The organism is Exiguobacterium sp. ZOR0005 (assembly GCF_000798975.1).
GTDB lineage: Bacteria > Bacillota > Bacilli > Exiguobacteriales > Exiguobacteriaceae > Exiguobacterium > Exiguobacterium aurantiacum.
This window is the reverse complement of the sequence record NZ_JTLB01000004.1, coordinates 157,088-182,236: the sequence shown is the minus strand read 5'-3', so window position 1 is coordinate 182,236 and position 25,149 is coordinate 157,088. Positions and strand designations below refer to the sequence as shown.

General features: G+C 52.6%; 29 protein-coding genes. 23 read left to right on the top strand and 6 right to left on the bottom strand.

Going from position 1 to position 25,149, the window contains the following annotated elements; translation table 11 throughout:
• Positions 1–8 precede the first annotated feature (8 nt).
• Complete coding sequence (locus L971_RS01425; RefSeq protein WP_024371083.1) at positions 9–791, top strand: ParB/RepB/Spo0J family partition protein; 783 nt, start codon at positions 9–11, stop codon at positions 789–791.
• Here L971_RS01425 and yyaC read toward each other — a convergent pair.
• Positions 764–1,390: a spore protease YyaC gene (gene yyaC, locus L971_RS01420; RefSeq protein ID WP_029334000.1), complete on the bottom strand. Its 627-nt coding sequence runs from the start codon at positions 1,388–1,390 to the stop codon at positions 764–766. The two genes, L971_RS01425 and yyaC, sit on opposite strands and share 28 nt — an antisense overlap.
• Positions 1,391–1,561: 171 nt before the next feature.
• Here yyaC and L971_RS01415 point away from each other — a divergent pair, with 171 nt between their 5' ends.
• From L971_RS01415 to L971_RS01330, 19 genes are all read left to right on the top strand, one after another.
• Positions 1,562–2,503: a mechanosensitive ion channel family protein gene (locus L971_RS01415; protein WP_052200219.1), complete on the top strand. Its 942-nt coding sequence runs from the start codon at positions 1,562–1,564 to the stop codon at positions 2,501–2,503.
• Entirely contained in the window at positions 2,493–2,696 is a 204-nt protein-coding gene (locus L971_RS01410) for a DUF951 domain-containing protein (RefSeq protein WP_024371080.1), read from the top strand. The genes L971_RS01415 and L971_RS01410 overlap by 11 nt, the downstream gene beginning before the upstream one ends.
• A gap of 152 nt (positions 2,697–2,848) precedes the next feature.
• Positions 2,849–3,949 carry a redox-regulated ATPase YchF gene (ychF, locus tag L971_RS01405; protein WP_024371079.1) on the top strand — a complete coding sequence of 367 codons (1,101 nt, stop codon included), beginning with the start codon at positions 2,849–2,851 and terminating at the stop codon, positions 3,947–3,949.
• A gap of 130 nt (positions 3,950–4,079) precedes the next feature.
• Positions 4,080–4,367: a 30S ribosomal protein S6 gene (gene rpsF / locus L971_RS01400; protein WP_024371078.1), complete on the top strand. Its 288-nt coding sequence runs from the start codon at positions 4,080–4,082 to the stop codon at positions 4,365–4,367.
• A 37-nt stretch (positions 4,368–4,404) separates the two neighbouring features.
• Positions 4,405–4,914, top strand: coding sequence for a single-stranded DNA-binding protein (ssb, locus tag L971_RS01395; RefSeq protein WP_024371077.1), 510 nt, complete (start codon positions 4,405–4,407; stop codon positions 4,912–4,914).
• A 40-nt stretch (positions 4,915–4,954) separates the two neighbouring features.
• Entirely contained in the window at positions 4,955–5,185 is a 231-nt protein-coding gene (rpsR, locus tag L971_RS01390; RefSeq protein ID WP_015880232.1) for a 30S ribosomal protein S18, read from the top strand.
• A gap of 142 nt (positions 5,186–5,327) precedes the next feature.
• Positions 5,328–7,319 (top strand): DHH family phosphoesterase, encoded by a 1,992-nt coding sequence (locus L971_RS01385; RefSeq protein ID WP_029333998.1) that lies wholly within the window; start codon positions 5,328–5,330, stop codon positions 7,317–7,319.
• Complete coding sequence (gene rplI, locus L971_RS01380) at positions 7,316–7,759, top strand: 50S ribosomal protein L9 (protein WP_024371075.1); 444 nt, start codon at positions 7,316–7,318, stop codon at positions 7,757–7,759. The genes L971_RS01385 and rplI overlap by 4 nt, the downstream gene beginning before the upstream one ends.
• Positions 7,760–7,776: 17 nt before the next feature.
• A complete protein-coding gene (gene dnaB, locus L971_RS01375; RefSeq protein ID WP_029333996.1) occupies positions 7,777–9,129 on the top strand; it encodes a replicative DNA helicase in 1,353 nt (450 codons plus the stop codon).
• A gap of 228 nt (positions 9,130–9,357) precedes the next feature.
• On the top strand, positions 9,358–10,647 hold the full coding sequence (locus L971_RS01370; RefSeq protein ID WP_024371073.1) for an adenylosuccinate synthase: 1,290 nt from the start codon (positions 9,358–9,360) through the stop codon (positions 10,645–10,647).
• Positions 10,648–10,765: 118 nt separating this feature from the next.
• Entirely contained in the window at positions 10,766–11,476 is a 711-nt protein-coding gene (gene yycF, locus L971_RS01365; RefSeq protein WP_024371072.1) for a response regulator YycF, read from the top strand.
• 3 nt (positions 11,477–11,479) lie between these two features.
• The gene (walK, locus tag L971_RS01360) at positions 11,480–13,321 is read left to right on the top strand and encodes a cell wall metabolism sensor histidine kinase WalK (RefSeq protein WP_024371071.1); all 1,842 of its coding nucleotides are present in this window, start codon (positions 11,480–11,482) and stop codon (positions 13,319–13,321) included.
• Entirely contained in the window at positions 13,321–14,706 is a 1,386-nt protein-coding gene (yycH, locus tag L971_RS01355; protein ID WP_047373956.1) for a two-component system activity regulator YycH, read from the top strand. Before walK ends, yycH begins: the two co-directional genes overlap by 1 nt.
• A complete protein-coding gene (locus tag L971_RS01350) occupies positions 14,693–15,517 on the top strand; it encodes a two-component system regulatory protein YycI (protein ID WP_029333994.1) in 825 nt (274 codons plus the stop codon). Before yycH ends, L971_RS01350 begins: the two co-directional genes overlap by 14 nt.
• Before the next feature lie 13 nt (positions 15,518–15,530).
• Entirely contained in the window at positions 15,531–16,322 is a 792-nt protein-coding gene (locus tag L971_RS01345) for an MBL fold metallo-hydrolase (protein WP_024371068.1), read from the top strand.
• A gap of 51 nt (positions 16,323–16,373) precedes the next feature.
• Entirely contained in the window at positions 16,374–17,639 is a 1,266-nt protein-coding gene (locus L971_RS01340; protein WP_024371067.1) for a S1C family serine protease, read from the top strand.
• A gap of 38 nt (positions 17,640–17,677) precedes the next feature.
• A complete protein-coding gene (locus L971_RS14765; protein WP_070329353.1) occupies positions 17,678–17,839 on the top strand; it encodes a CxxH/CxxC protein in 162 nt (53 codons plus the stop codon).
• Positions 17,840–17,922: 83 nt separating this feature from the next.
• Complete coding sequence (gene rlmH / locus L971_RS01335; protein ID WP_024371066.1) at positions 17,923–18,402, top strand: 23S rRNA (pseudouridine(1915)-N(3))-methyltransferase RlmH; 480 nt, start codon at positions 17,923–17,925, stop codon at positions 18,400–18,402.
• 100 nt (positions 18,403–18,502) lie between these two features.
• The gene (locus L971_RS01330; RefSeq protein ID WP_047373954.1) at positions 18,503–19,360 is read left to right on the top strand and encodes a DMT family transporter; all 858 of its coding nucleotides are present in this window, start codon (positions 18,503–18,505) and stop codon (positions 19,358–19,360) included.
• A gap of 56 nt (positions 19,361–19,416) precedes the next feature.
• Here L971_RS01330 and L971_RS01325 read toward each other — a convergent pair whose 3' ends face one another.
• On the bottom strand, positions 19,417–19,692 hold the full coding sequence (locus L971_RS01325; RefSeq protein WP_052200218.1) for a hypothetical protein: 276 nt from the start codon (positions 19,690–19,692) through the stop codon (positions 19,417–19,419).
• 14 nt (positions 19,693–19,706) lie between these two features.
• Positions 19,707–20,213 (bottom strand): hypothetical protein, encoded by a 507-nt coding sequence (locus tag L971_RS01320; protein ID WP_231557541.1) that lies wholly within the window; start codon positions 20,211–20,213, stop codon positions 19,707–19,709.
• 98 nt (positions 20,214–20,311) lie between these two features.
• On the opposite strand from L971_RS01320, the gene L971_RS01315 reads away from it, so the two are divergent.
• A complete protein-coding gene (locus tag L971_RS01315) occupies positions 20,312–20,785 on the top strand; it encodes a peptide-methionine (S)-S-oxide reductase (protein WP_024371063.1) in 474 nt (157 codons plus the stop codon).
• A 64-nt stretch (positions 20,786–20,849) separates the two neighbouring features.
• Positions 20,850–20,981: a hypothetical protein gene (locus tag L971_RS15250; protein WP_255313316.1), complete on the top strand. Its 132-nt coding sequence runs from the start codon at positions 20,850–20,852 to the stop codon at positions 20,979–20,981.
• A gap of 56 nt (positions 20,982–21,037) precedes the next feature.
• Here the strand turns inward: L971_RS15250 and L971_RS01310 are convergent, their stop codons facing one another.
• Positions 21,038–21,280 (bottom strand): hypothetical protein, encoded by a 243-nt coding sequence (locus L971_RS01310; protein ID WP_024371062.1) that lies wholly within the window; start codon positions 21,278–21,280, stop codon positions 21,038–21,040.
• Between the two features lie 18 nt (positions 21,281–21,298).
• On the bottom strand, positions 21,299–21,931 hold the full coding sequence (locus L971_RS01305; RefSeq protein ID WP_047373952.1) for an HNH endonuclease family protein: 633 nt from the start codon (positions 21,929–21,931) through the stop codon (positions 21,299–21,301).
• A 251-nt stretch (positions 21,932–22,182) separates the two neighbouring features.
• Between L971_RS01305 and L971_RS01300 the strand changes: the two genes are divergently transcribed.
• Complete coding sequence (locus L971_RS01300) at positions 22,183–23,376, top strand: DUF4317 domain-containing protein (protein WP_024371060.1); 1,194 nt, start codon at positions 22,183–22,185, stop codon at positions 23,374–23,376.
• A 234-nt stretch (positions 23,377–23,610) separates the two neighbouring features.
• Here L971_RS01300 and L971_RS01295 read toward each other — a convergent pair whose 3' ends face one another.
• Positions 23,611–25,056 (bottom strand): DEAD/DEAH box helicase, encoded by a 1,446-nt coding sequence (locus L971_RS01295; protein ID WP_047373950.1) that lies wholly within the window; start codon positions 25,054–25,056, stop codon positions 23,611–23,613.
• Positions 25,057–25,149 lie beyond the last annotated feature (93 nt).

Genomic DNA, 25,149 nt, shown 5'->3' with positions numbered 1-25,149 from the left:
GAACGCATATGGAACGGCTACCGATCAAGTTCATTCGTCCGAACCCGAATCAGCCCCGAAAACAATTCGAACCAGAGAAACTCGATGAACTGCGTCAGTCAATTGAACGATACGGAGTGCTGCAACCGATCGTCGTTCGAAAGGCGAGCGGTTTTTATGAGATCATTGCCGGTGAACGTCGCTATCAAGCGGCGCAATTGGCCGGAAAGTCAGACATCCCGGCACTGATCGTGACGGCGGATTCAGACCGGGTCATGGAGCTTGCCCTCATCGAGAACATTCAGCGCGCGGACTTGAACGCGATTGAAGAGGCACTCGCCTATGAACAGCTCATGCAGACACTCGGTTTGACGCAACAACAGTTGGCGGAACGTGTCGGGAAAAGCCGAAGCCACGTGACGAACAGCTTGCGCCTCCTTCGGTTGCCGAGTGCCGTTCAGCACGCCGTCATGGTCGGGGAGTTGACGATGGGACATGCCCGCGCCATTACGGGGATGAAGTCTGTTCAAGCGATGGAGCAAATTGCCAGGCGGGTCATCGCCGAGCAGTGGACGGTTCGACGTCTCGAGCGTTTCTTACAAAAAGAGCGCACAGCAAAAAAGACGCTCAAACGCTCGAACGCCGACGTCGAAGCCGTCGAGGCGGTACTAGCAGAACGTCTTCAGATGGATGTCTCGATCCGGCCGCGACGTAAAGGCGGCGTCCTCGAGTTGAAATATTTCTCGCAAGATGACCTTGAGCATCTGCTGACACTTTTGTCACCTCAAGATTTTGACTCATCCCGTGACTGACGGAGCCTCGTAATGGCGGCTTCCTCATGGTGCAGACGATTGACGCGGGCGTCAAATTCGGCGAACCCTTCCGTGATAAAACGGGCGAGCTCATAGACGAGGTGGAGGCGGGTGTTCTGCAGAATCATCATCTCCATAAAGCCGCTCACGTTGACGACGGCCTTAATGTTGTACTCGCCGACCGAAGGCAACTCTTTTTGCACACCGGCACCGGGTGCGAGCGGGCCTTCTGAGAAAAAGACGTAACCGACGCTCGACAAGCGGCCGAGACAAGCATCGATGGCGATAATCAAAGGACGGTGGAACCGTGTTTGAACTTCATGAAGCGTTTCGACCAAGTTCAACGCGTGAACCGGTTTGGTCAACGTCCCGTACACGTATAAGTTGCGGACTGCCCGCTCTTCAAGAAACGTACCGACGAGCGGACCGAGCGAGTCTCCGGTCGAGCGGTCGGATCCGATACAGACGAGGACGATAGGGCGGTGCGCTTCGCTCGCCAACTGGTCGTGGAGTTGATCGGCAAACAGGCTGGATCCATTCCGTTCAGTATGTTCGATGAAGAAGGAATATGGTTTATGAGGTTTTAGGCGAAACGGCATGAATCTCATCCTCTCTTCTGAGCTGCAGGGCGTCTAGTTGTCTTGGCTGAAAGATACCGTATTAATCCATTCCCAAAACAATGAAACTTATAACGTCTAGATGTAGTGTTTGAGAAAAGTCGTGAACTATGGTTTGATGGGTTAGAATCTACGACTTTACGAGGTGAAAACATGGCTTCACAAAATACAGAACCAACTGATTTGACGACGGTGGCGGATCAGACGATTGAGAACGTCAACCGGTTCGTCGCTTATTTCCAAGACACAGAGATGTGGATCGGGTTCGGCTTTAAATTGGCCGGAGTCGCCCTCATTATCTTGGCGCTCTACGTCGCGTCGCGCATCTTAACATCGATGGTGCAGCGCGTCTTCACGTTGCGCAAAATCCATGAAGATAATATCGTCGCCCAACGGCAAAACGAGACGCTGTTGAAACTGGCACAAAACACGATCCGTTACGTGCTCGGTCTCGTCATGATTTTGACGGTACTCGGCCAGTTCGGCGTCAACATCGCTGGTTTGATCGCATCGGCCGGGGTCGCCGGTCTCGCCATCTCGTTTGGGGCACAAAACTTGGTGAAAGACGTCATCACGGGCGCGTTCATCATTTTTGAAAACCAATATAAGAATGGTGATTACGTCAAGTTGAACCAACAAGTCGATGGGACCGTCATCGAAGTCGGGATCCGGACGACGAAGTTGAAAGGGTTGAACGGGCAAGTGACGATTATCCCGAACGGACAGATCATGCAAGTGACGAACTACTCACTTGAAAACAGCGTCGCGGTCGTCGATATCGGTGTCGCCTACGAAGAAGACATGGTGAACGTCGAAAAAGCGTTGAAAGAGATCGCGAAGACGGTCGAAGAAAAATATCATGATTTGTTCATCGAACCGATCACGCTCGCGGGCGTACAGTCGCTCGGACCGTCAGAAGTCGTCTATCGCCTCATGGCCGAAGTGCCGCCGACGCAACACTTCGCGGCCGGCCGCATCTTACACAAAGAATTGAAAGCGGGATTAGACGAGCGTGGAATCGAAATTCCGTATCCACGTACGGTCATGATGTCGCCGACCACATCGACTAAAGGAGCGCCTGGAGATGCAAGCTAAATCGTATGAATTGAACGATTACGTGGAAATGAAGAAACCGCATGCCTGCAAGACGAACCGCTGGCAAGTGACGCGGGTCGGTATGGACATCCGCATCAAATGCCAAGGTTGCGGTGCGAGCGTACTCATGCCGCGGCGTGATTTTGACAAACGGTTAAAGAAAGTGCTTAAAGAAGAAAACGCCGCTGAATAAGTGGCGTTTTTCTATACGTTCATGTGTTGAGTTGCGGTTTAACCGCGGACTAACTATAATTGTGAAGGATGTGACGGTGTGGTGTACTAAAAGTGCCCACTCCACAGACGGATTAATATTTCCCGGGAAAGCCGGATGAGGAGGACATACAAGTGGGATTAACAGCAGGGATCGTCGGTTTACCGAACGTCGGAAAATCGACACTATTTAACGCGATTACGCAAGCAGGTGTGGAAGCGGCCAACTATCCGTTCGCCACGATCGACCCGAACGTTGGGGTTGTCGAAGTGCCGGATGCACGGCTCGATCGATTGACAGAACTCGTCAAACCGAAGAAAACGGTACCGACAGCGTTCGAGTTTACCGATATCGCCGGAATCGTCAAAGGCGCGTCTAAAGGAGAAGGGCTCGGGAACAAATTCTTGGCCAACATCCGTGAAGTCGATGCGATTTGCCAAGTCGTTCGTTGTTTCGAGGATGACAACATCACGCACGTCGCTGGTAAAGTGTCACCGATCGACGACATCACGACGATCAATCTCGAATTGATTTTAGCGGACCTTGAGTTGGTCGAGAAACGAATCACGCGCGTGCAAAAGATGGTGAAATCGAAAGATAAAGGGGCTCCTCAAGAACTTGAGGCGCTCGAGATCGTCCAAGCGGTACTCGAGTCGGAACGTCCGGCCCGTGTCGCTGAATTGACGGATGAGCAACTTGCCATCGTGAAACACTTCCAATTGTTGACGATGAAACCGATGCTTTACGTCGCGAACGTGAGCGAAGACGAAGTTGCGGATTCAGACAACAACCCATACGTCCAAGCAGTGCGTGAGCACGCGGCGACGGAAGATGCGCAAGTGATCGTCATCTGTGCTCGTATCGAGGAAGAGATCTCAGAACTTGAGCCGGAAGAGCGCCTTGAATTCTTGCAAGACCTCGGTATCGAAGAGTCTGGTCTTGACCAGTTGATTCGCGCCGCATACTCGACGCTTGGCCTTGCGACATACTTCACGGCCGGTGAGAAGGAAGTACGCGCCTGGACGTTCAAGCAAGGGATGAAGGCACCACAATGTGCGGGTGTCATCCACTCTGACTTCGAGCGCGGTTTCATCCGAGCAGAAGTCGTGGCGTATGAAGATTTGTCGGCAGCAGGCAACATGACGGCAGTGAAAGAACAAGGCAAGCTTCGCTCGGAAGGGAAAGAGTACGTCTTCCAAGATGGCGACGTCGTCACGTTCCGCTTCAACGTTTAAGTCAATTTGCTGAAACGTGTTGTAAAACGGAGAGAAGTTTGATAGTATATTATGACGTGAGTAAAACAATTGTTTGCTCCTTGCTCCTACAACCGGTAGGAGCCGTTAGTCCAAGAGGAGGTGAAAGATAATGCGTAAATACGAACTTCTTTACATTATCCGTCCATCAGTTGATGAGGAAGCGAAGAAAGCTTTGATCGAACGCTTCAACAACGTCATCACTGAAAACGGTGGTACTGTTGAAAAAACAACAGACATGGGTAAACGTCGTCTCGCTTACGAAATCAACAAGATGCGCGAAGGACACTACGTTCTTCTCAACATCACTGCTGAGCCGAAAGCGATCCAAGAAACAGAGCGTCTCATGAAGATCTCTGACGACGTTGTCCGTCAAATGACAACTAAAGACGAGCGTTGATTCTTGACGCTTCATATTGCGAAAGGGGAGCTTTGAGATGATTAACCGAGTTGTGTTAGTTGGTCGATTGACTCGCGATCCAGAAATGCGTTACACGCAGAGCGGTATCGCCGTAACTCGCTTCACTCTCGCTTGCGATCGTCCATTCACTGGACAAGATGGGAAGCGCGAGGCGGACTTTATTGATTGTGTCGTATGGCGCAAACAAGCAGAGAACGTGGCACAATATTTGAAAAAAGGCAGTATGGCCGGCGTAGACGGTCGCCTTCAAATCAGTAGTTACGAAGGTCAAGATGGCCAACGTCGTTACCGGGCAGAAGTCGTAGCCGATAGCGTACGCTTCCTTGAACCACGCGGTGCTTCAACGCAACGTGATACAGCACCGGCCGGAGATGTATTCGGTGGTGGTGAGTCAAGTGGGTCAGGATGGGGCGCAGCCGCTTCTTCGACTTCATCTCAGTCCTCGAACTCAAACAAAGGTTTTGAGGCCGACCCGTTCTCGGGCGGCGGAAAAATCGATCTATCGGATGACGATCTGCCGTTCTGATCGTACCGATTTAAAACTAACCTAAAAAGGAGGTCTTCACATGGCACGTCGTCCAGGAGGTCGTCGTCGTCGTAAAGTATGTTTCTTTACGTCGAACAACATCACTCATATCGATTATAAAGACGTAGAATTGCTCAAGCGCTTCGTTTCGGAGCGTGGTAAAATTCTTCCACGTCGTGTGACTGGTACTTCAGCGAAATACCAACGTCCACTTACTGTCGCTATCAAGCGCTCACGTCAAATGGCTTTGCTTCCATACGTTGCAGAGTAATCTTGGCGCACGACTTATCCTTCGGGGTAGGTCGTTTTTTTTGTTTACCGTCGGAGTGTAAGTCAAATAGACGGATATGGTATGATAAAGCAGAAACCATTTCGACATCATGAGTCTTTCATACTCATTTTAGGAGGCATACATGCACAGTGGTGAAGCAATAACATCCGTGAAGAACCAATACAGGCGACACGCGGTTCCGTATCTTATCGGAGCGTTCGTCTCGTTCGGATTGGCGTTCTACAGCATCGTGGCAGCGATCACCCTGTTCGTGGGCACGCTAATATTCTTCGTATATCAACAAGCGACGATCCGGCGCGAACGGAAAGCGTGGGAACAATACGTTCACTCGCTGTCGCACCGCATCGAGGACGTCGGGAAAGAGGCGTTGACCGGCATGCCGATCGGAATCTTGGTGTTTGACGAAAACCGTCGCATCAGTTGGTTCAACGAACAATCCCGTCTCATTTTTGAACTCGAGATGGAGCTCGGCATTTCGCTCGATCTGATCCATTCGGCGTTCACCGAGTTGATTGAGGAAGAAGAAGACGAGGCGACGATCGAAGTCGGAGACCGCGTCTATCGCGTCTTATACAACAAAGATTATCAGACGCTCTACTTGTTCGATATGACGGACGAGGCAGAGATCGAACAGAAGTATTCGGAAACGCAAACCGTCATCGGTGTGTTGTATTTGGACAATTACGACGAGATGTCGACAGGCGTCGATGAACAAGTCCGCAGTGAAATCAACCGGCGTGTGACCGTGCTCCTTAACCAATGGGCACAGAAACACCATATTTATATGCGCCGGACGGCGGCCGACCGGTTCTTTCTCGTCATGAACGAGCGGACGCTATCTGAGCTGGAGAACAATCGTTTCTCGATTCTCGATGAGGTCCGTGAGGCGACGAAAGAGCATAAAATCCCGCTCACGCTATCGATCGGGATCGGTTGCGGCGAGACGACGTTGACCGAGCTTGGCAACTTATCGCAATCGAGCCTTGATTTAGGGCTCGGTCGCGGCGGCGACCAAGTCGTCGTCAAACGTCATAACGGGAAAGTCCGCTTCTTCGGAGGCAAGACGAATCCGACCGAGAAACGGACCCGCGTGCGGGCACGCGTCATCTCGAACTCGATGCGTGACTTGATTAAAGAATCGAGCCGCGTTCTCATTATGGGACATAAAAACCCGGACATGGATTCGCTTGGTGCTTCGATCGGGATCATGAAACTGGCTGAATTTGTCGGGCGTGAGGCGTATGTCGTTATCCCGGCCGGCGAGACGAGTGTCGGCATCCAGCGGCTCGTCCATGAAGTCGAGAACGACGAGGAACTGTATAGTCGCTTCTTGACCGAGTTCGAGGCGCAACCGCTCATCGATGACCAGACGCTACTCGTCATCGTCGACACACACCGCCCCTCGCTCGTCATCTCACGCGAGATATTGGACCGGGCCGAGCGGGTCGTCGTCATCGACCATCATCGTCGAGGCGAAGAGTTCATCGAAGATCCAGTGCTCGTGTACATGGAGCCGTATGCGTCCTCGACGTGTGAGCTCGTGACGGAACTGATCGAGTATCAGGCCGGCACACGCAAGCTGTCGATTTTAGAGGCGACATCGCTTCTAGCCGGTATCATGGTCGACACGAAAGGATTCACGCTCCGGACCGGGTCGCGGACGTTTGACGCCGCTTCGTTCCTCCGGATCCAAGGGGCGGATACCGTGCTCGTCCAACATTTCATGCGTCAAGATCTCGATTCGTATATCGAGCAATCACACATTTTAGAGAGCACCGAAATTTACTCGGGTGGGATGGCGATTGCCGTCGCCCCGGATGATGAACCGCACCATCAAGTGCTCATCGCCCAGTCGGCAGATCAACTGCTCAACATGGAAGGGGTCAAAGCCTCATTCGTCATCGCCGTCTTGCCGGACGGACGGACCGGGATCAGTGCCCGTTCGCTCGGTGACGTCAACGTCCAAGTCGTCATGGAAATGCTCGACGGGGGCGGTCACCTGACGAACGCGGCGACCCAATTGAACGTCGGTCGCGATCAGACGAAAGCGATGTTGAAAGAAGCAATCGATCATTATATGACAGATGAAACCGAAGGAGAGGAAACGGAATGAAAGTCATTTTAAAAGTGGATGTAAAAGGACAAGGAAAAGCAGGCGACGTGAAAGATGTCGCCGACGCATATGCGAAAAACGTACTCTTTAAGAAAAACTTGGCCGTCGAAGCGACACCAGGAAACTTGAAGGCGTTCGCGGCGAAAGAACGCCGTGCGGAACAGGCGGCTGAAGAAGAGTTGAAAGCAGCTCAAGCGCTCAAAGACAAAATTGAAAAAGAGACGATCGTCGTCAAGACGAAGTCAGGCGAAGGCGGCCGCGTCTTCGGTTCCGTCACGAGCAAGCAAATTGCCGACGCTTTGAAAGGGATGGGCTATAAACTCGATAAACGTAAGATCGAGCTCGAACATCCGATCAAAGCGCTCGGGTTCACAAAAGTGCCGGTGAAGTTGCACCATGACGTCACGGCCATGTTAAACGTTCATGTTCAAGAAGCGTGAAGGTGAGGTAGAGACGGATGAGTGATGCGATTCAAGTCAATACCCCGCCACATAGCGTCGAGGCGGAACAAGCCGTCCTAGGAGCCGTCATCCTCGACTCCGACCGTCTCATCACGGCCTCGGAGCGGGTCGACCCGGACGACTTTTATCGTGTCAGCCACCAACGGATATTTGAAGCCATGTTGAAAATCAACGACCGCGGCGAACTTGTCGACTTGGTCACGCTCAGTTCTGAGCTGCAAGCGCAAGGCATTCTCGATGAAATCGGGGGCTTGAATTATTTGGCGGAAATCGCTGAAGCGGTCCCTGCCATCGGCAACATCGGGTACTACTTGAACGTTGTCGATCAAAAAGCGGCGTTGCGGCGACTCATCCGAACGGCGACGAACATCGTCTCGGACGGGTATGAACGCCAAGACGAGGTCGATGCCGTCTTGTCCGATGCGGAGCGGAACATTTTAAAAGTATCGCAACGAAAAGGACAGTCGAGCTTTCATCCGATTGGTTCGGTCTTATCTGACGCCTACTCGACGATCGAGAAATTACACCAATCGAGCGGTGAGATCACCGGGATTGCGACCGGGTTCACCGATTTGGATAAGATGACGGCCGGTTTCCAACGAAACGACTTGATCATCGTCGCCGCTCGACCGTCTGTTGGTAAAACGGCGTTTGCGCTTAACATCTCGCAAAACGTCGCCGTCCGTACGGGCGAGAACGTCGCCATCTTCAGTCTTGAGATGGGTGCGGAGCAGCTTGTCATGCGGATGCTCTGTGCGGAAGGGAACATCGATGCCCAGCGTCTCCGTACCGGTCGGCTCGAAGCCGAGGATTGGGGACGGCTCTCGCTGGCCATGTCGTCGCTCTCGCAAGCCGGGATCTATATCGATGACACGCCGGGCCTTCGCGTCAACGAGATTCGCGCCAAATGCCGTCGCTTGAAGCAAGAGCACGGTCTCGGCATGATTATGATCGACTACTTGCAGCTCATCGTCGGGAACGGCAAACCGGGCGAGAACCGGCAACAAGAAGTATCGGAGATCTCGCGGACGCTCAAAGCGATCGCGCGTGAGCTCCAAGTGCCGGTCATCGCCTTGTCACAGCTCTCCCGTGGTGTTGAGAGTCGACAAGACAAGCGACCGATGATGTCCGATATCCGGGAATCCGGAGCGATCGAGCAAGATGCCGATATCGTCGCGTTCTTGTACCGGGATGACTATTATGACAAAGAGAGTGAAGACGCCAACACAATCGAGATCATCATCGCCAAACAGCGTAACGGTCCGACCGGCATGGTCAAACTCTCGTTTCGCAAAGAGTATAACAAGTTCGTCAACATGGAGACGCAAGCGTTCGCGCCGCCGATGTAGAGACGAATCAAGCGACGTCGACAAGACGTCGCTTTTTTTGTCCGACTTTCGACCCAAATGCCTTCGGAAATTCAAGAATTCGAGAAGTGAACGATAAAAGTTAAGTCAATAACGAACGAAAGGTTACAGTGTAAAAGTATCGTTCGGTATTAGGTTGACTTTCTGCGGTAGCAGGTGTACACTTACGGATGGTTTGAACAGAACGTTTATTTACAAGGAGGATTCATTATGTCATCAGTAGTCGTAGTGGGAACGCAGTGGGGCGATGAAGGAAAAGGGAAGATCACCGATTTCTTGTCGAAACAAGCCGACGTCGTCGCGCGTTATCAAGGGGGAGACAACGCTGGTCATACAATCGTCTTCAATGATACGAAATATAAGCTTCATTTGATTCCATCAGGGATCTTCTATTCGGATAAAACGTGTGTCATCGGTAACGGGATGGTCGTCAACCCGAAGTCACTCATCACAGAACTCGCTTACTTGCATGAGCGCGGTGTGAGCACGGATAACCTCCGCATCTCGAACCGGGCGCACGTCATCTTGCCGTATCACCAACTGCAAGACAAGCTCGAGGAAGACGCGAAAGGCGACGCGAAAGTCGGGACGACGCTCAAAGGGATCGGTCCTTGCTACATGGACAAAGCAGCGCGTATCGGGATTCGCATCGCTGATTTGCTCGACAAAGAAGTGTTCGCCGAGAAGCTCAAGACCGTTCTTGAGATCAAAAACCGCATGTTCGTGAAGATGTACGAAGTCGACGCGGTCGAGTTCGATGACGTCTTCGAGGAATACTACGCCTACGGTCAACAGTTCGCCAAGTACGTATGCGATACGTCGGTCGTGTTGAACAACGCGCTCGACGAAGAAGAGAAAGTGCTCTTCGAAGGGGCGCAAGGTGTCCTCCTTGATATCGACCACGGGACTTACCCGTTCGTCACGTCATCGAACGCGGCGTCAGGCGGGGTGTCGAGCGGTGCCGGTATCGGTCCATCGAAGATTCATCACGTCGTCGGTGTCTGTAAGGCGTACACGTCACGTGTCGGCGACGGCCCGTTCCCGACACAGCTCGATGATGAGATTGGCCACACGATCCGTGAGGTCGGTAAAGAGTACGGCACGACAACAGGTCGTCCGCGCCGTGTCGGTTGGTTCGACTCGGTCGTCGTCCGTCACTCGCGTCGTGTCAGTGGGATCACAGACCTTTGCCTCAACTCGATCGACGTGTTGACAGGTCTTGAGACGCTGAAGATTTGTACGGCATATGAATACGAAGGCAAGCTCCTCGATGAGTACCCGCCGAACTTCCGTGTCCTCGACAAGTGTGAGCCGGTGTATGAAGAACTCCCAGGCTGGACGGAAGACATCACAGGCGTCCGCAAGTTCGAAGACTTGCCGGTGAACGCGCAGAACTATGTCAAGCGGATCGAAGCGTTGACGGGCATCGAACTGTTGACGTTCTCGGTCGGACCGGCGCGTGAACAGACGGTCATCTTGCGTGACATTTACGAAGCTTAAGTGAAAGAGCCCATGTGGCTCTTTTTTCATTTCCATGGAAATGAACCACGCTTTCTAACCTATAGAAAAAGAGTTACAATAGGACGTGTACGTTTAATGATAGAGGAGGACTCACTGAATGGATCGTACGATTTTAGTGGTAGATGACGAACAACCAATTGCTGATATATTGAAGTTCAAACTTGAAAAAGAAGGGTACCAAGTCCACGTTGCCTATGACGGGGAAGAGGCGCTCGTGAAAGTCGAAGAGGTCAAGCCGGATTTGATTTTGCTCGACATCATGCTCCCGCTCAAAGACGGCATGGAAGTGTGCCGTGAAGTACGGAAAAAATACGATATGCCGATCATCATGTTGACGGCGAAAGACTCCGAGATCGATAAAGTACTCGGTCTCGAACTCGGCGCCGACGACTATGTGACGAAGCCGTTCAGCTCGCGTGAGCTGTTGGCCCGCGTCAAAGCGAACATGCGCCGTCATGCGACGGCCCCGGCCCCGGAAGCGAAAGGCGCCAATGCGAACGATATCGTCATCGGTGACTTGACGATTCACCCGGACTCTTACATGGTGACGAAGCGCGAAGAGAAAATCGAGCTGACGCACCGTGAGTTCGAGCTCATCCACTACCTCGCCCAAAACATCGGGCAAGTGATGACGCGCGAGCATTTGCTTCAGACGGTGTGGGGTTACGATTACTTCGGCGACGTCCGCACGGTCGACGTGACAGTGCGTCGTTTGCGCGAGAAAGTCGAAGACAACCCATCGACGCCGACGTACATCATCACACGTCGCGGTGTCGGCTACTATTTAAAAGCAGGAGAAGAAGACTAAACGATGAAACGGACGAACTTCTTTAAATCTATCCAGTGGAAGCTCGTCGTCATCTATGCGCTGCTCATTCTTGTTGCGATGCAAGTCATCGGGGTGTACTTCGTACGTTCCCTTGAACGGCAATACATCAACAACTTTTCGCAGTCGCTCGTCGATCGTGCCAACCTTCTGAGCTACAACGTCAGTCAAGGGATTGCATCGAACGGCGGTGACTCGACAACGGATCAGCAGTTGAACCAGGTACTGGATCAACTGCTGTCTGAGTTTACGGAGAGCACGACGCTAGCTGACGACATTCGCGAAGTCCAAATCATCGACACGAACAGTGTCGTGCGGGCGACGTCGAACCCGAACAACCAAAGTCTCGTCGGACAACGGACGGCGAGCACGTTTATCCAAAAATCGTTCGCCACGAGCGGCGCCCAGGAGACGGTCGTCTATGAAGACTCGAACGAACGGATGCGCGTCGTCGCCGTCCCGATCAAGTCCGAGGTCGACGGGACGACGACGGGCATGATTTATATCGAGGCGTCGATGCAATCCATCTACAATCAGATGGAACAAGTGACCCGCATCCTCGCGACCGGGACGCTCATCGCCTTGATCATCACGTCGATTCTCGGCATCTTGCTGTCCCGGACGATCACACGGCCGATTGCGGACATGCGTCGCCAAGCCGTCGAGATGCGAAAAGGGAACTTCTCGCGGAAAGTTAAAGTGTATTCTGACGACGAGGTCGGTCAACTGGCCTACGCTTTTAATGAGTTGACAGATGAGCTCATGGAAGCGAACGCCACGACCGAGGCCGAGCGCCGCCGTTTGACGAGCGTGTTAGAAAACATGTCGGACGGGGTCGTCGCGACCGACCGTTCGCTGCGCGTCATTCTCATGAACGATCAAGCGCGCGATATGATCGGAGTGGAAGAAGAAGAGGCGATGGGGGCGAACCTTCAAAGCTTGCTCGAATTCGATGACGACATCGTCATCCCGGAAGACGGGACGATGCCGCCGAAATTGATCGATTTGAGCACCGACGAAGAACTGTTCCTCGTCCGCGCCTATTTCTCACCGATTCAAAAACATAGCGGTCCGATCACCGGACTCATCGTCGTCTTGCACGACGTCACCGAACAAGAGCAAGTCGAGCAGGATCGCCGCGAGTTCGTCGCGAACGTCAGCCACGAGCTCAGAACACCGCTCACGACGATGCGCAGCTATCTCGAAGTGCTCGCCGAAGGGGCGTATAAAGACGATGAGCTCGCTCCGCGGTTCCTCGAGACGACGCAAAACGAGACGGAGCGGATGATCCGCCTCGTCAACGATTTGTTACAACTGTCGAAAATGGACAGTAAAGAATACACGATGCAGAAAGTGAAGTTCGACTTCATTCAGTTCTTTAACGACATCATCGACCGTCACGAGATGACGAAAGGTGAATCAATCGAGTTCCGGCGCAAGCTCATGAAGCGTCGCGTCTACGTACATGCCGATCAGGACAAGATGACGCAAGTGATCGACAACATCATCACGAATGCGATCAAGTTCTCACCTGAAGGCGGGACGATCACGTTCCGGACGATGCTGCGGGCGAAACGACTCGTCGTCGGCATTAAAGACGAAGGGGTCGGTATTCCGAAATCAAACTTGAAGAAGATCTTCGAGCGCTTCTATCGGGTCGACAAAGCACGGGCGCGCAACATCGGCGGAACCGGACTCGGTCTGTCAATCGCCAAAGAAGTCGTCTCAGCGCACGGTGGTGATATTTGGGCGGAAAGTGAGTTCGGCCGCGGGACGACGATTTATTTCACAATCCCGTTCGATACGATTGTGGAGGTGAATGACTGATGGAACGAAAACGTTTCTGGGCGAAGCCAGAATTAGTGAAATCGCTCGTCTTGCTCACCTTGATCGTCACGTCCATCGTCCAAACGATTATCCTTTGGGATTATCATCCGAAGTATCAGTCGGTCCAGTCGGAGACGCAAGTCGCGACGGTCGACACGTCGCTCCAACGCCGGACGAGCCAGGTTATCGTTCCAGCCCAAACGGTCGTGCACGAGAACAACGCCGTCTTCGCGACGAAAAACACACCGAAACAAATCGCCCGGGTCATTCGTGATACGTTCGAGGCGAACGAGTTCAAACCGCTCGCCGCAAAAAACGTGCCAAGTTTATATTCCGGTATTAACGATGCGCTCGAACTGATCTTGCCGGAGCCGTATTATGCGGACACGCTCGGATACATCGTACCGGGATCGTACAGTTTGTCCGGAAAAGTTCCACAACGGGCCCTTATCTTTAGGGATGGAGACGTTTGGAAGATTCGGGCCATCATGAGCGACCAATCGATTTGGGAAGGACGCTTGGCCAAAATCGGTACGGGTGACGTCAACAGTCTGTTCTTAAAAGACTCAAACCGGGCGATGCAGCGTGTCACTTACGCTGAGGACCGCGTCAACTACATTCCCGTCGTCGGACCAGAAATGAACGAACTGTTCGCGTATGACGTGTCTCAAATTCAAATCGCGGCCCGCCTCGATTGGATGCGCGACACGTTCTTCCCGGGCGATCCGAACGTGCAGGAAGTCGACCCGGCGAGTTCGGTCGGTGCCCTCACGAACGGGATTAGCGTCGCTGAGTATGATGCGAAATTAAATGCGAGCCGTTACCGTAACTTGTCCCGTAACAGTAGCGAGCGTGAATCGGTCATCGGTCTCGACACGATTGTCGATTTCGTCAACTTTCACGGCGGATGGGTCGATGAGACGTCAGAGAGCCAAGGGTTGTCGCTCCGATTTGACGCCATCACGCCGGCGAACAAAGGGTTCGAGACGACCGTCTTCCGGTTTCACGTGAACGGCTATCCCGTGTTCAGTCAACGTGAGGCGTTCATCAACAACGATGCGGTCGATTTATCCACACTGCGTGTCGAAAACGACGGGACGCAAGTCCGGTCGATCACGCGTCATCACCTCGAGATCGATCGCTTGATCTCCGTAGGGACGACACAGCTTGCAGGCGGCCAAGACGTCCTCGACACGCTCGTCAATACGGGCCGATTCGAGAACGTCACCGAGATTCGCCTCGGTTATGAAATTGAATACAATGAAGATACGAGTCGGTACGTCACGTTCTCGCCGAACTGGTTCGTCCGGGAAGCGGGACGTTGGGTGCCGTATGATAAACCGGGAGATTGGACGGAAAGGATGATGTATCGTGGATTGGAGTAAAGCGAAAACGATTCTGCTCTTCGCCTTCCTCGCGTTGAACATCTACCTGTTGTTCCAGCTCTTGACCGAGACGTGGGCAACGGAAGTCGTGACGAACGATAACACGTCGATTGCCCAAATCTTGGACCAGCGTGACGTCGACGCCTCAAAATTGCCACGGATGGGGCGAGACATCGGCTATTTGACCGGCTCGTCCGAACAGATGTCAGCGTCGATGATCACGAAAAACCGGGAAGCGCAACTGGCGACGACACTCGACAACATGCAGCTCGAAGTCGAGTTGAAAGACCCGGTTCCGCTCGACGAGGCCGATTTACGGACGACAGCGGCGACGTTCGTCACCGACTACGTGCCGTTCGGTTCTGAGTATGCGTATTGGCGTTTCGATCAAGAGACACGCCAAATCGCCTTCGTGCAGACGTATGAGAACAACAAGATTTTCTCGAATCCGGAAATCGAGGCCGATACCGAGAAATACATCGGTCCTTCCTTGTTGCTTCTTCAGTTGAACGAGGACTATGAAGTGACCGATTACAAACAGCGCCATTTGACGAACTTGTCGTCGAAGTCGCAAGACGATCTCGTCTTGACGGCGAGTGAGGCGATCTCGCAACTGGCGGCGCGGAAGTATTTCCAGCCGAATCAAGAGATGCGAGCCATCAACACCGGATTTTATAGCCTCCCGCTCGATAGCTCGGGCAGTCTGATTATTATGCCACCGCTCTGGTCGATTGCGATCGACGAGAACGTCTATTTCGTCAACGCGATTGACGGGACGGTCGAGCGGGTCGAGTTTCACACAGTAGAATGAAAGGAGTGATCGAGTGACTTTACGCTATAGTGTGCTCGCGAGCGGTTCGACCGGTAACGCCCTCTATATTGAGACGGACCGGACGAAATTGCTCGTCGACGCCGGATTGACCGGCAAGGCGATGCAGCAACGCATCACCGAGATCGGCCGATCGTTTGAAGGGGTCGACGCACTGCTCGTCACCCATGAGCACTCCGACCATATAAAAGGGGTCGGAATTTTGGCCCGTAAGTTCAACTTGCCGATTTACGCGAACGCGAAGACGTGGGACGCGATGGAGGCGAATATCGGGAAAATCGACCCGTCCTTAAAGTTCCACTTTGAGGTCGGGGACATTAAACAGTTCGGGGATATCGAAATCGAGTCGTTCAACGTCAGCCATGACGCCGCCGACCCGATGTTCTACCAGTTCGCCCATGATGGCAGAAGGCTCGCCCACATCACCGACACCGGTTATGTGTCGGATCGGATGAAGGGGGTCATTCGCGGCGCGGACGACTTCATCTTCGAGTCGAACCATGACGTGTCGATGCTGCAGATGGGCCGTTATCCATGGAGCGTCAAGCGACGGATCCTCGGTGATTACGGACACGTCTCGAACGAGGATGCGGCCATCGCCATGAGCGAGGTCATCGGAGAGCGGACGAAACGGATTTATTTGGCCCATTTGAGCAAAGATAACAACATGAAAGAACTCGCGCAAATGAGCGTCGCCCAGACGCTCGGCATGCGTGATGTCGACCTCGGCCGCATCAAATTGTGCGATACCGATCCAACCGTTCCAACTTCACTCGTTTCTTTATAAGCGAAGTTGGGAAAAGACAGATAACACACTGTCTTGAAGGGGGGACGCGTCGTGAATGAAGAGAGACACCATGAGTATGAACCTCAAGACGTCGAACCTTTAACGCACGAAGCAGACACGATGAACGATCAATCAACTTATCCATCTCGCAGCGACTGGCGTCCGAAAAGCGAGGAACGCGTGCGCCATAAGCCACGGATGAATATAAAACCGTTGTTACTCGGAGGGGTTGGCGGATTCTTAGGAGCGGCTTTGTTCTTTTTGGCGATGATGCTCTGGGATTCCCCGACCTCTCGTTTTGTGACGAATGAACTAATTCGGACGGAACAAGCCGTCACGTTCACCGAATCGGACATTACGACGGCCGTGACGGGCGCAAAGACGTCCGTCGTCAGCATCACGAACATTCAGCGCGCTTTCACATCCAATTCGCAGTGGGAGGCTGGAGCGGGCTCTGGTGTCATCTATAAAGTCGACGGAGACACGGCGTATATCGTCACGAACTTCCACGTCATCGAGCAGGCCGATGAGATCAGCGTCGCCTTCTCGGACGGACAAGTGGCGACGGCAACCATTTTAGGCGAGGACCCGCTCAACGACTTGGCGGTCGCGGCCGTCGATTTGCCAGATAACATCGAGGCGACACCGATCGTCCTCGGCGATTCGACGACGCTTCAAGCCGGGGAGACGGTCATGGCGATCGGCAATCCGCTCGGCGTCTTTTCAAACTCGGTCACCCGTGGTATCGTCAGTGGTGTCGAGCGCACCGTGCCGGTCGACACGAACAGTGATGGGCTCATGGACTACAATGCTGAGGTCATCCAGACCGATGCGGCCATCAACCCGGGCAATTCCGGCGGGGCGCTCATCAACATACGCGGCGAGCTTGTCGGCATCAACTCGATGAAAATCGCCGAAGCGAGCGTCGAGGGGGTCGGTTTCTCGATTCCCGTCAACGTGGCGCTGCCGGTCATTGACATGCTCGAGCGTGACGGTCGCGTCACGCGGGCCCAGCTCGGCGTCACGATTCAAGAAGTCATCGCCGTACCTGGAAACGTGCGGGAAGAGTACGGCATTAGCTTTGACAATGAGGACGGCGTCTTCGTCGAAGAGATCACACCCGGGAGTCCGGCCGAACAGGCGGGGCTTCGGGTCGGTGACGTCATCGTGAAGATCGGTGATCGTGAAATCAAGCGATATGTTGATTTACGTGATGCGCTCTACCGCGACTCGACGGTCGGGGATACGGTATCAATCGAATATACAAGGCGCGGTCAACTGAACAAAACAGAAGCCACGTTAACAGAAGCGACATGAAGAAGCGGCGACGCTTCTTTTTTAAGGAGGAAAAAGCTGTGGAAAAAAAAGTATGCAAGGAACATGTTGAAATCGCTTTAGACATCATCGTCGATGAGACGGGGGAATATCCATTGCTCGAGGAACTATCCACAAGTGGACAAGTGAAATGTGAGTTCTGTGAAGCCGACGCAACATATGTTGTGTCAAGCAAAAAATGATTATCAACATGTGGATTTGTGGATAACTCTGTGGATAACCCTATGGATAACTCCAAAAAATCTGTGGAAAAAGGAAGAATTGGATGAATATTTCAATTATCACGGTTGGCAAACTGAAAGAAAAATATTTAAAACTAGGAATCGCCGAGTATACGAAACGGCTATCTGCCTATGCGAAAGTGCAGGAAATCGAGGTCGCGGACGAGAAAGCGCCCGAGCATTTGAGTGAGGCAGACATGATTCTAGTAAAGCAAAAAGAAGGCGAGCGGATTTTAGCGAAAATCAGTCCGGATACACACGTCATCGCCCTCGCCATCAACGCCAAACAGCGGACGAGTGAAGAGTTCGCACGTGAACTCGACCAACTCGCCACATACGGCAAGAGCAAAATCGCGTTCGTCATCGGTGGCTCGCTCGGCTTATCCGAGGACGTCATGAAACGCGCAAACGATACGATCTCGTTCTCGAAGATGACGTTCCCGCACCAAGTGATGAAGCTCGTCTTATGCGAGCAGATTTATCGGGCGTACCGGATCAATCGGAATGAACCGTACCATAAATAAGATTTGTCGGCCGCAATCTACTTAAGTTGAGTTATAAAGGTTTTCGTTAGAGGTATAGTTACCTGCACAGAGTCGAATGACGGATGTGGAGGGACTGACTATGCGCAATTTAAGCTTAGGATTGGTCGCGTTGTCTGCGATATTATGGGGCATCGCGGGAGGGTTAGGCGGCTTTCTCATGGACAAAGGGTGGGACCCGCTCATCATATCGTTTTACCGAGGTGCGGTCGGATTGGTCTGTCTCCTCGTCTGGTTCTTGTTTCGACCGACGCGGTTGACCAAATTGTTGGTCTTATGGGCCATCGTGGCGGGGATCGGAGTAGCCGGTAACTTCGTGTTCTATTTTATTAGCATCGCCGAATCAAGCGTCGCCGTGGCCGCCACGTTGATGTACACGGCGCCTATTTTCGTGCTCGTCATCTCATTTGTCTTTCGATTGGAGAAGCCTTCGCTCTTCAAGTTCGGCGCGATCGCGTTCGTGATCGTGGGAATCGTATTGCTGACGGAAGTATATAGCATCGACTCAAATCAAGTGACGACGCTTGGACTAGCTGCAGGCTTGGGGGCCGGGCTCGCCTATGCCTTATTCATATTTGGCTTTAAATACGCCTCCGATCACGGGGAACCACAAGGTATTCTGATGATCGCGTTTCTCACATTCACGTTTATCATGTTGTTTTTCGTAGACTTGAAAGACACTGTCTCGGTCGTCTCTTCACCAGACGTATGGTGGATGATCCTATTGGGGGTTTTTGGGGCGGGTTTGTCTTTCTTTTTATATGTAATCGGGTTGAAGCGAACGTCCCCGACCTCGGCTTCGATTGTCGCCATGGTCGAACCGGTCACGGCCTCTTTGTTCGGATTCTTCATTCTCAGTCAACAACTCAACGTCATCCAAATGAGCGGCATGGCGATCATTTTATTGACGGTGACCGTCTTGAGTGTGAAACACAACTGAACGGGCGTAGAAGACCGAGGACGACACGTCAGCTAAACAAAAAAGGGGAGCTTTGCTTAGCGCAGGCTTCCCTTTCGCATTGTTCGGTTACTCGCCCCTGTGAGAAGCAGTGCAGCGATGAGTGTGATCCCAAAAAATGTGTACACGAACAAGAAAGGCGCCCCGGTCGTCACGATGACGACCTCGTCTTGCAAGACGACGACGTTGTCCGCTTCGGCGATGATGTCGGGCTCATACGTGAGTGTCCGGATGAAGCCGATTCCAAACGTCACGATGAAATAAACGAGATGAAGCACGGCCGAAATCAAGGCGGCGCGAATAATTAATTTCATAAAAAACTTTCCTTTCATTCTTTCACAAGTTGGCTGCGTGAAAGCTTTTGTTCCATTTGATCATGTAGTTTTTCGCCGAGAGAGATTGGATGCGGGAGGACAGACAATTCGGCATAAAGCGGAAACATACGGCGTACGTCGTCCGGATAGTAATCCCCAGAACGAGGCGATTCATGACCTGAAATCGTGAACGTCTCTGCCTCACGATCGACGTAGAGGACAAGCGGACCGGCCATGCCCGTACCTGTCTCGAAGCGGTCACCTTCTCGCACATACTCTTGAATGAGCGCCCACACGTAAATCTCATGTTTCGTCGTACTCGTGTCGAGAATCTTATACGTCGTATAAACATCACCACCAAAGTTCGGCGCCATCACTTCTGTCGCCAAGTAGCGCTCCACCTCGGCTTGATCGAGTGGGACGGACTGACTCATCGTGACGAACGATTCGCCCGTCGCGACGTAATAGATGCCTGAACAAAGTGTCATCGTATAAAATGTGGTCAAGATGAGTTTTTTCACATAGCTTTCTCCTAAATGAACACGACGTTTCTTCTAGTTTATCGTATTGCTTCATAATAGTGGGATTTTTTACTAATTTTCTTAAAGGGGATGATGTGATGCAGACGGTATATCTCGCAGGAGGCTGTCTATGGGGTGTGCAGGCGTTCGTCAAGACGTTACCCGGCGTTATCGAGACGGAAGCCGGACGGGCGAACGGAAAGACGACCACGCTCGAAGGAGACTATGATGGATACGCTGAATGCGTCAAAACCATATTTGATCCGACAGTCGTCACGATTGAAGCGTTGATGGGGTACTTGTTCGAAATCATTGACCCGTACAGCGTCAACCGACAAGGCGAGGATGTCGGAGAGAAGTACCGGACCGGGTTATACAGTGAGGATGCGAAACATGTAGAGGCGGCACGTGCGTTTATCCAAAGGCGAAGCGACGCGGACCAAATCGCGGTCGAAGTGTTGCCGCTCACGAACTATATTCCGAGCGCGGACGAGCATCAGGACCGTCTCGCACGCTGTCCGGACGATTATTGTCATATCCCGCAAGCGTTGCTTGAGAAATACAAGCGTTGAACGGCGAAAGAAAATAACGCAGCTTATGTACTGGTGGGACAGATGATATCGTAGGGAAGTAACGATGATCACATCACCACGGAGGACCATTATGTTCACACTCGGCATCGTCGGTGGCGCCAGCTTGCTGTTGGCAGGAGCCATGATTGGGGTCAGTTTCCTTGTTATTCGTGCCATCATCAAAATGGTGAAGTAAGCCCCAACCAAAAAGGAGTCTCGTCACCCAAATGAGGTGTCGCGACTCCTTTTCATTTACGCCCGCTCGAGGACGTTCACGAGCAGTTGATGCACGACGGCGTGGTCCCGCACATCGTGAAGCTTGTAGTCTTTCCCGGGTAATGTATACCATTCGGCGGCGCCGACGTACGTGACCGCGAGTTCGAGCGTGCCGTCTTCTTGGCACGTCGTCTTCAGCTCGAGTTCGCCGCTGATGACACCGACTTCTTCGGTCATGACCCCGTGAGAGGCTTTAAAGATAGACGATTGTTGATCCATAATGTCCTCCTTTTTGAATCAATAGCTGCAGGCGTTGATGGCCGTTTGAAGCGCCGCTTTCTCTGACGATTGGAGAGTGAGACCCCAACGGCTCTTCGTCTCGACCCACATCTTCGCATACGCACACCGCGCACCGGCACGCGGTGGCTGCCATGTCGACGGGTCCTGGTCCCCTTTGGAACGGTTTGATGTGGCGGATACGGCAATCAACTGCGGCCCGTTCAAATCGTTGGCGAAGCTTTGACGCTTCGTCGATGTCCAGCTGCTCGCGCCTGAACGCCACGCTTCAGCGAGCGGGACGACGTGGTCGATGTCGATATCAGAAGCAGACGTGAAGACGAGGCCGTCATAGTAACTGTACCATCTTCCGGTCGTGACCGGGCAGGCGTCGACGACCGAATCGGCATCGCGTTTCAAGACGACGTGACGCGTGTTACAGCCGTTCCCTTGACTGCTCCAATGAGGGAACAAATCACGGCTGTAGCCGGTCATCGCGCCTTCCGCTTGGACGGTCAACGCGTTCAGTTTCGTGAGCGCGTCGGCCTTCGACGGAATGTTCGGCGGCAAGGCCGAAGCGGTCGGTGTACTGAAGTGGAGCGTGGTCAAAACGAGAACGATGGCGAATAAAGAACTGAGCATTTTCTTCAACATGGGTGAACCTCCTCATATGTATGACGACGAAATCAAGCGCCCAATCGGTGGACGCACATCGACTATACAAGGGATAAGATGAAGAAAGTGTGAAATTTACAAAAATGAATAGAAAGATTAGAAAAGTTAAGATGAGAGACATAATATATGACATCAGACGTCCCGGCTTTAGCCCTAGTCATACTCGCGAGAGTCGCAACTATTGGTATAATGGAGTCGGTTCGTAGGAAAGAACGAAGGAGTGGGGATGAATGAATCAAAAAGAAGTCGCGGCAATCCGCAAACATTTCAAATTGAATGCCGAGGCGGTCAAAATCGCCGACATTTATAATATTTATATCCGACAGGACAGCAATGAGATCTTCCATGAGGAGTTGCGCTCGTTCCCGTTTCTCGAGCAGGAACATCAAGAGCTGTTCCTCACCAATTTCAAAAAAGTACTCGGGGGGAAGATGGACGAGAAACTGTTCGAGGTGAAGTTTCAACATCCGGAACCCGGGCAAAGTGACCATACGCAGACGCTTCTTTACGAGGGATTGAAGACAGATGATATCGAAGGCTGGGCATCCTTGATGCAACGGGTCGCCTTGAAGACGGTACAGGACGCCACGTTCGAGAAGGACATGGTCATCACGTTCATCCGCTTCAAATACAATAAACCGACACGCCGCCACTCGGAGGAGACGGAGATCGACATGCGTGACGAGGTGTGGACGTCCCGGTTCATCCTCTGCAGCATCAACCAGACGGAGCTACCGAAACAGTCGCTCGTCTTTGACTTCATCGAACGCGAGTTCAAGTCGAACATTTTCATCAATCCGGTCATCAAGCTCGATGCGCCGGTCGGCGGGTTCATGTTCCCGAGCTTCACGGACAACGCGGCCGACGTCAACCATATCTTGTATGCGGCGCAAAAACCGCATCAACCGGACTATCGCTTCATCGAGAACGTGTTGAATGGCACTGAGATCGTGACGGCCGTCGAGGAGAAGGCGATGTTCGAAGAAGTTGTCAAGACCGTCATCGGCGAAGAGGTCAACTTGGCGACGCTCGCGACTGTGTACGACGAGATTAACCAAATCATTGTCGCCGAGGCCGAGCGTGAAGAAGAGGACCAGACGGTGCCGGTCATGGATGCCCGCACGGTCGAAATCGTATTGAAGGCGAGCGGGGTCGAGGACGTAACGACGGAAAAAGTCGAAGCGGCGTTCCAACAAGTCGTCGATGACCGTCAATACGAGATGAAAGCGAGCAGCGTCATCCCGAAATATACATCGAAATCGATTAAAATCAACACGAAAGTGGCCAATATCGCCATCAGCCCGCAAGACCTGAAATACGTGAAGCAAGTGAACTATAAAGGTAGACCATGTCTGTTGATTGAAGTGGAGGACGACACGGAGATTGAAGGGTTCAAGTTAATCTCGGAAGAGTTGCTCGACTAAGTTGATGTTTACAGAGAGACAGACATCGTTCCTATGAAGTGAGTCCAGGCAATCCGCCTGGGCTTTTTTATGACAATCACGTGAGGATGGTTGAATTTAAGCATCAATATCGGTATGATTTCATTGAAAGCGTTCTCTTGACGCTTCCTTTTTTACATGTTTACGAAAGCGCTTTCGATTAGGTGACGCCAATAAAAAAGCCCGAGAAGAAAGAATCTTCTCAGGCATAGCCGTTTATTTGTGGGCTTTACTCACTTTTAGTTTTTTACCTTTGATCGGTGTCGATTCCATCGCTTCTAAAACGAGCGAACCTTTACCGTTCAAGATGTCGACGTATGTCATCTGATCGGTGATCGTGATGATGCCGATGTCGTCGGCTGTGACGCCTGGGATTTTGGCGATCGTCCCGACGAAGTCGACGGCGCGGAGTTTTTTCTTCTTCCCGCCGCTGAAGTGAAGCTTCATGATGTCTTGATTGATACGTGCCGTCTTGTTATTTCGAACGACGCGGCGTCCGCTCAACTTCTCTTCGAAGGCGGCTTGGTTGCGAGCGACCTCTTTTTCGGTCGGCGCGTCCATCTCCGGGATCTCGAACTTGATGAACGACTCGATGGCGTGGACGAACTTGCCTTCGTGCGGCGTCGCGAGCGTGATCGCTTTTCCTTGCTTCCCGGCGCGTCCTGTACGACCGGTCCGGTGCACGTAGCTCTCTTTTTCCATCGGTACGTCATAGTTGATGACGAGGGCGACATTATCGACATCGATGCCTCGGGCGGCGACATCAGTCGCGACGAGATAGCGGAAGTTGCCCATCTTGAACCCGTTCATAACGGCGAAGCGGTCTTCTTGCTCGAGTCCACCGTGAAGTCGCTCACACGAGTAGCCGGCTTGGTCGAGCTCACTGTACACCGTGTCGACATGTTCTTTCGTCCGGCAGAAGATGAGACAGCTGTCCGGGTTCTCGACGACAGTGACGTCTTTTAAGACCGACAGTTTCTCTTCGCGGCGGACTTCGATCAAACGGTGTTCAATCGTAGAAGCGGTGACGCCGGCTGATTCGATGGCGATGCGGACGGGCTCGTTCATGTGCTGTCGGCAAAGGCGCTCGATATCGTTCGGGAACGTGGCCGAGAAGACCATCGTCACGCGCTCTGTCGGCAACTGCTCGAGAATCGCTTCGACGTCGGCGAGGAAGCCGCGGTTCAACATCTCATCCGCCTCATCGATAATCAAGTACTCGATTTTGTCTAAAGCGAGCGTCTCGCGTTCGATATGGTCCATGACGCGTCCCGGTGTCCCGACGACGATGTGCGTCTTTTGTTTCAATTCTTCGCGTTGCTTCGAGAACGGTTCTTTCCCGTAGACCGCTGCCGCTTTGATGCGCTTGAAGCGGCCAATGTTCGTCATGTCTTCCCGGACTTGGACGGCGAGTTCGCGCGTCGGCGTGAGAATCAAGACTTGCGGCTTGTTCTCGGCCCAATCGATCAGCTCCGTGACCGGGATCCCGAAGGCGGCTGTCTTCCCGCTCCCGGTTTGCGCTTTGACGACGAGGTCTTGACGCTCGAGTGCGAGCGGGATGACTTTCTGTTGAACCTCGGTCGGAGCGACGTACTTCATAATACCGAGTGCGCGTTGGATTTCTTCGCTTAAGCGGTAGTCTGCAAATTGTGGTTGATTCATGTGTTTACCTCGTTTTCATGTAAGAAACTTCTGTATTCGAAATTTTCATTAGCGATTTGGATTACGCCTCATTATACACGAAACGAGGCAGTT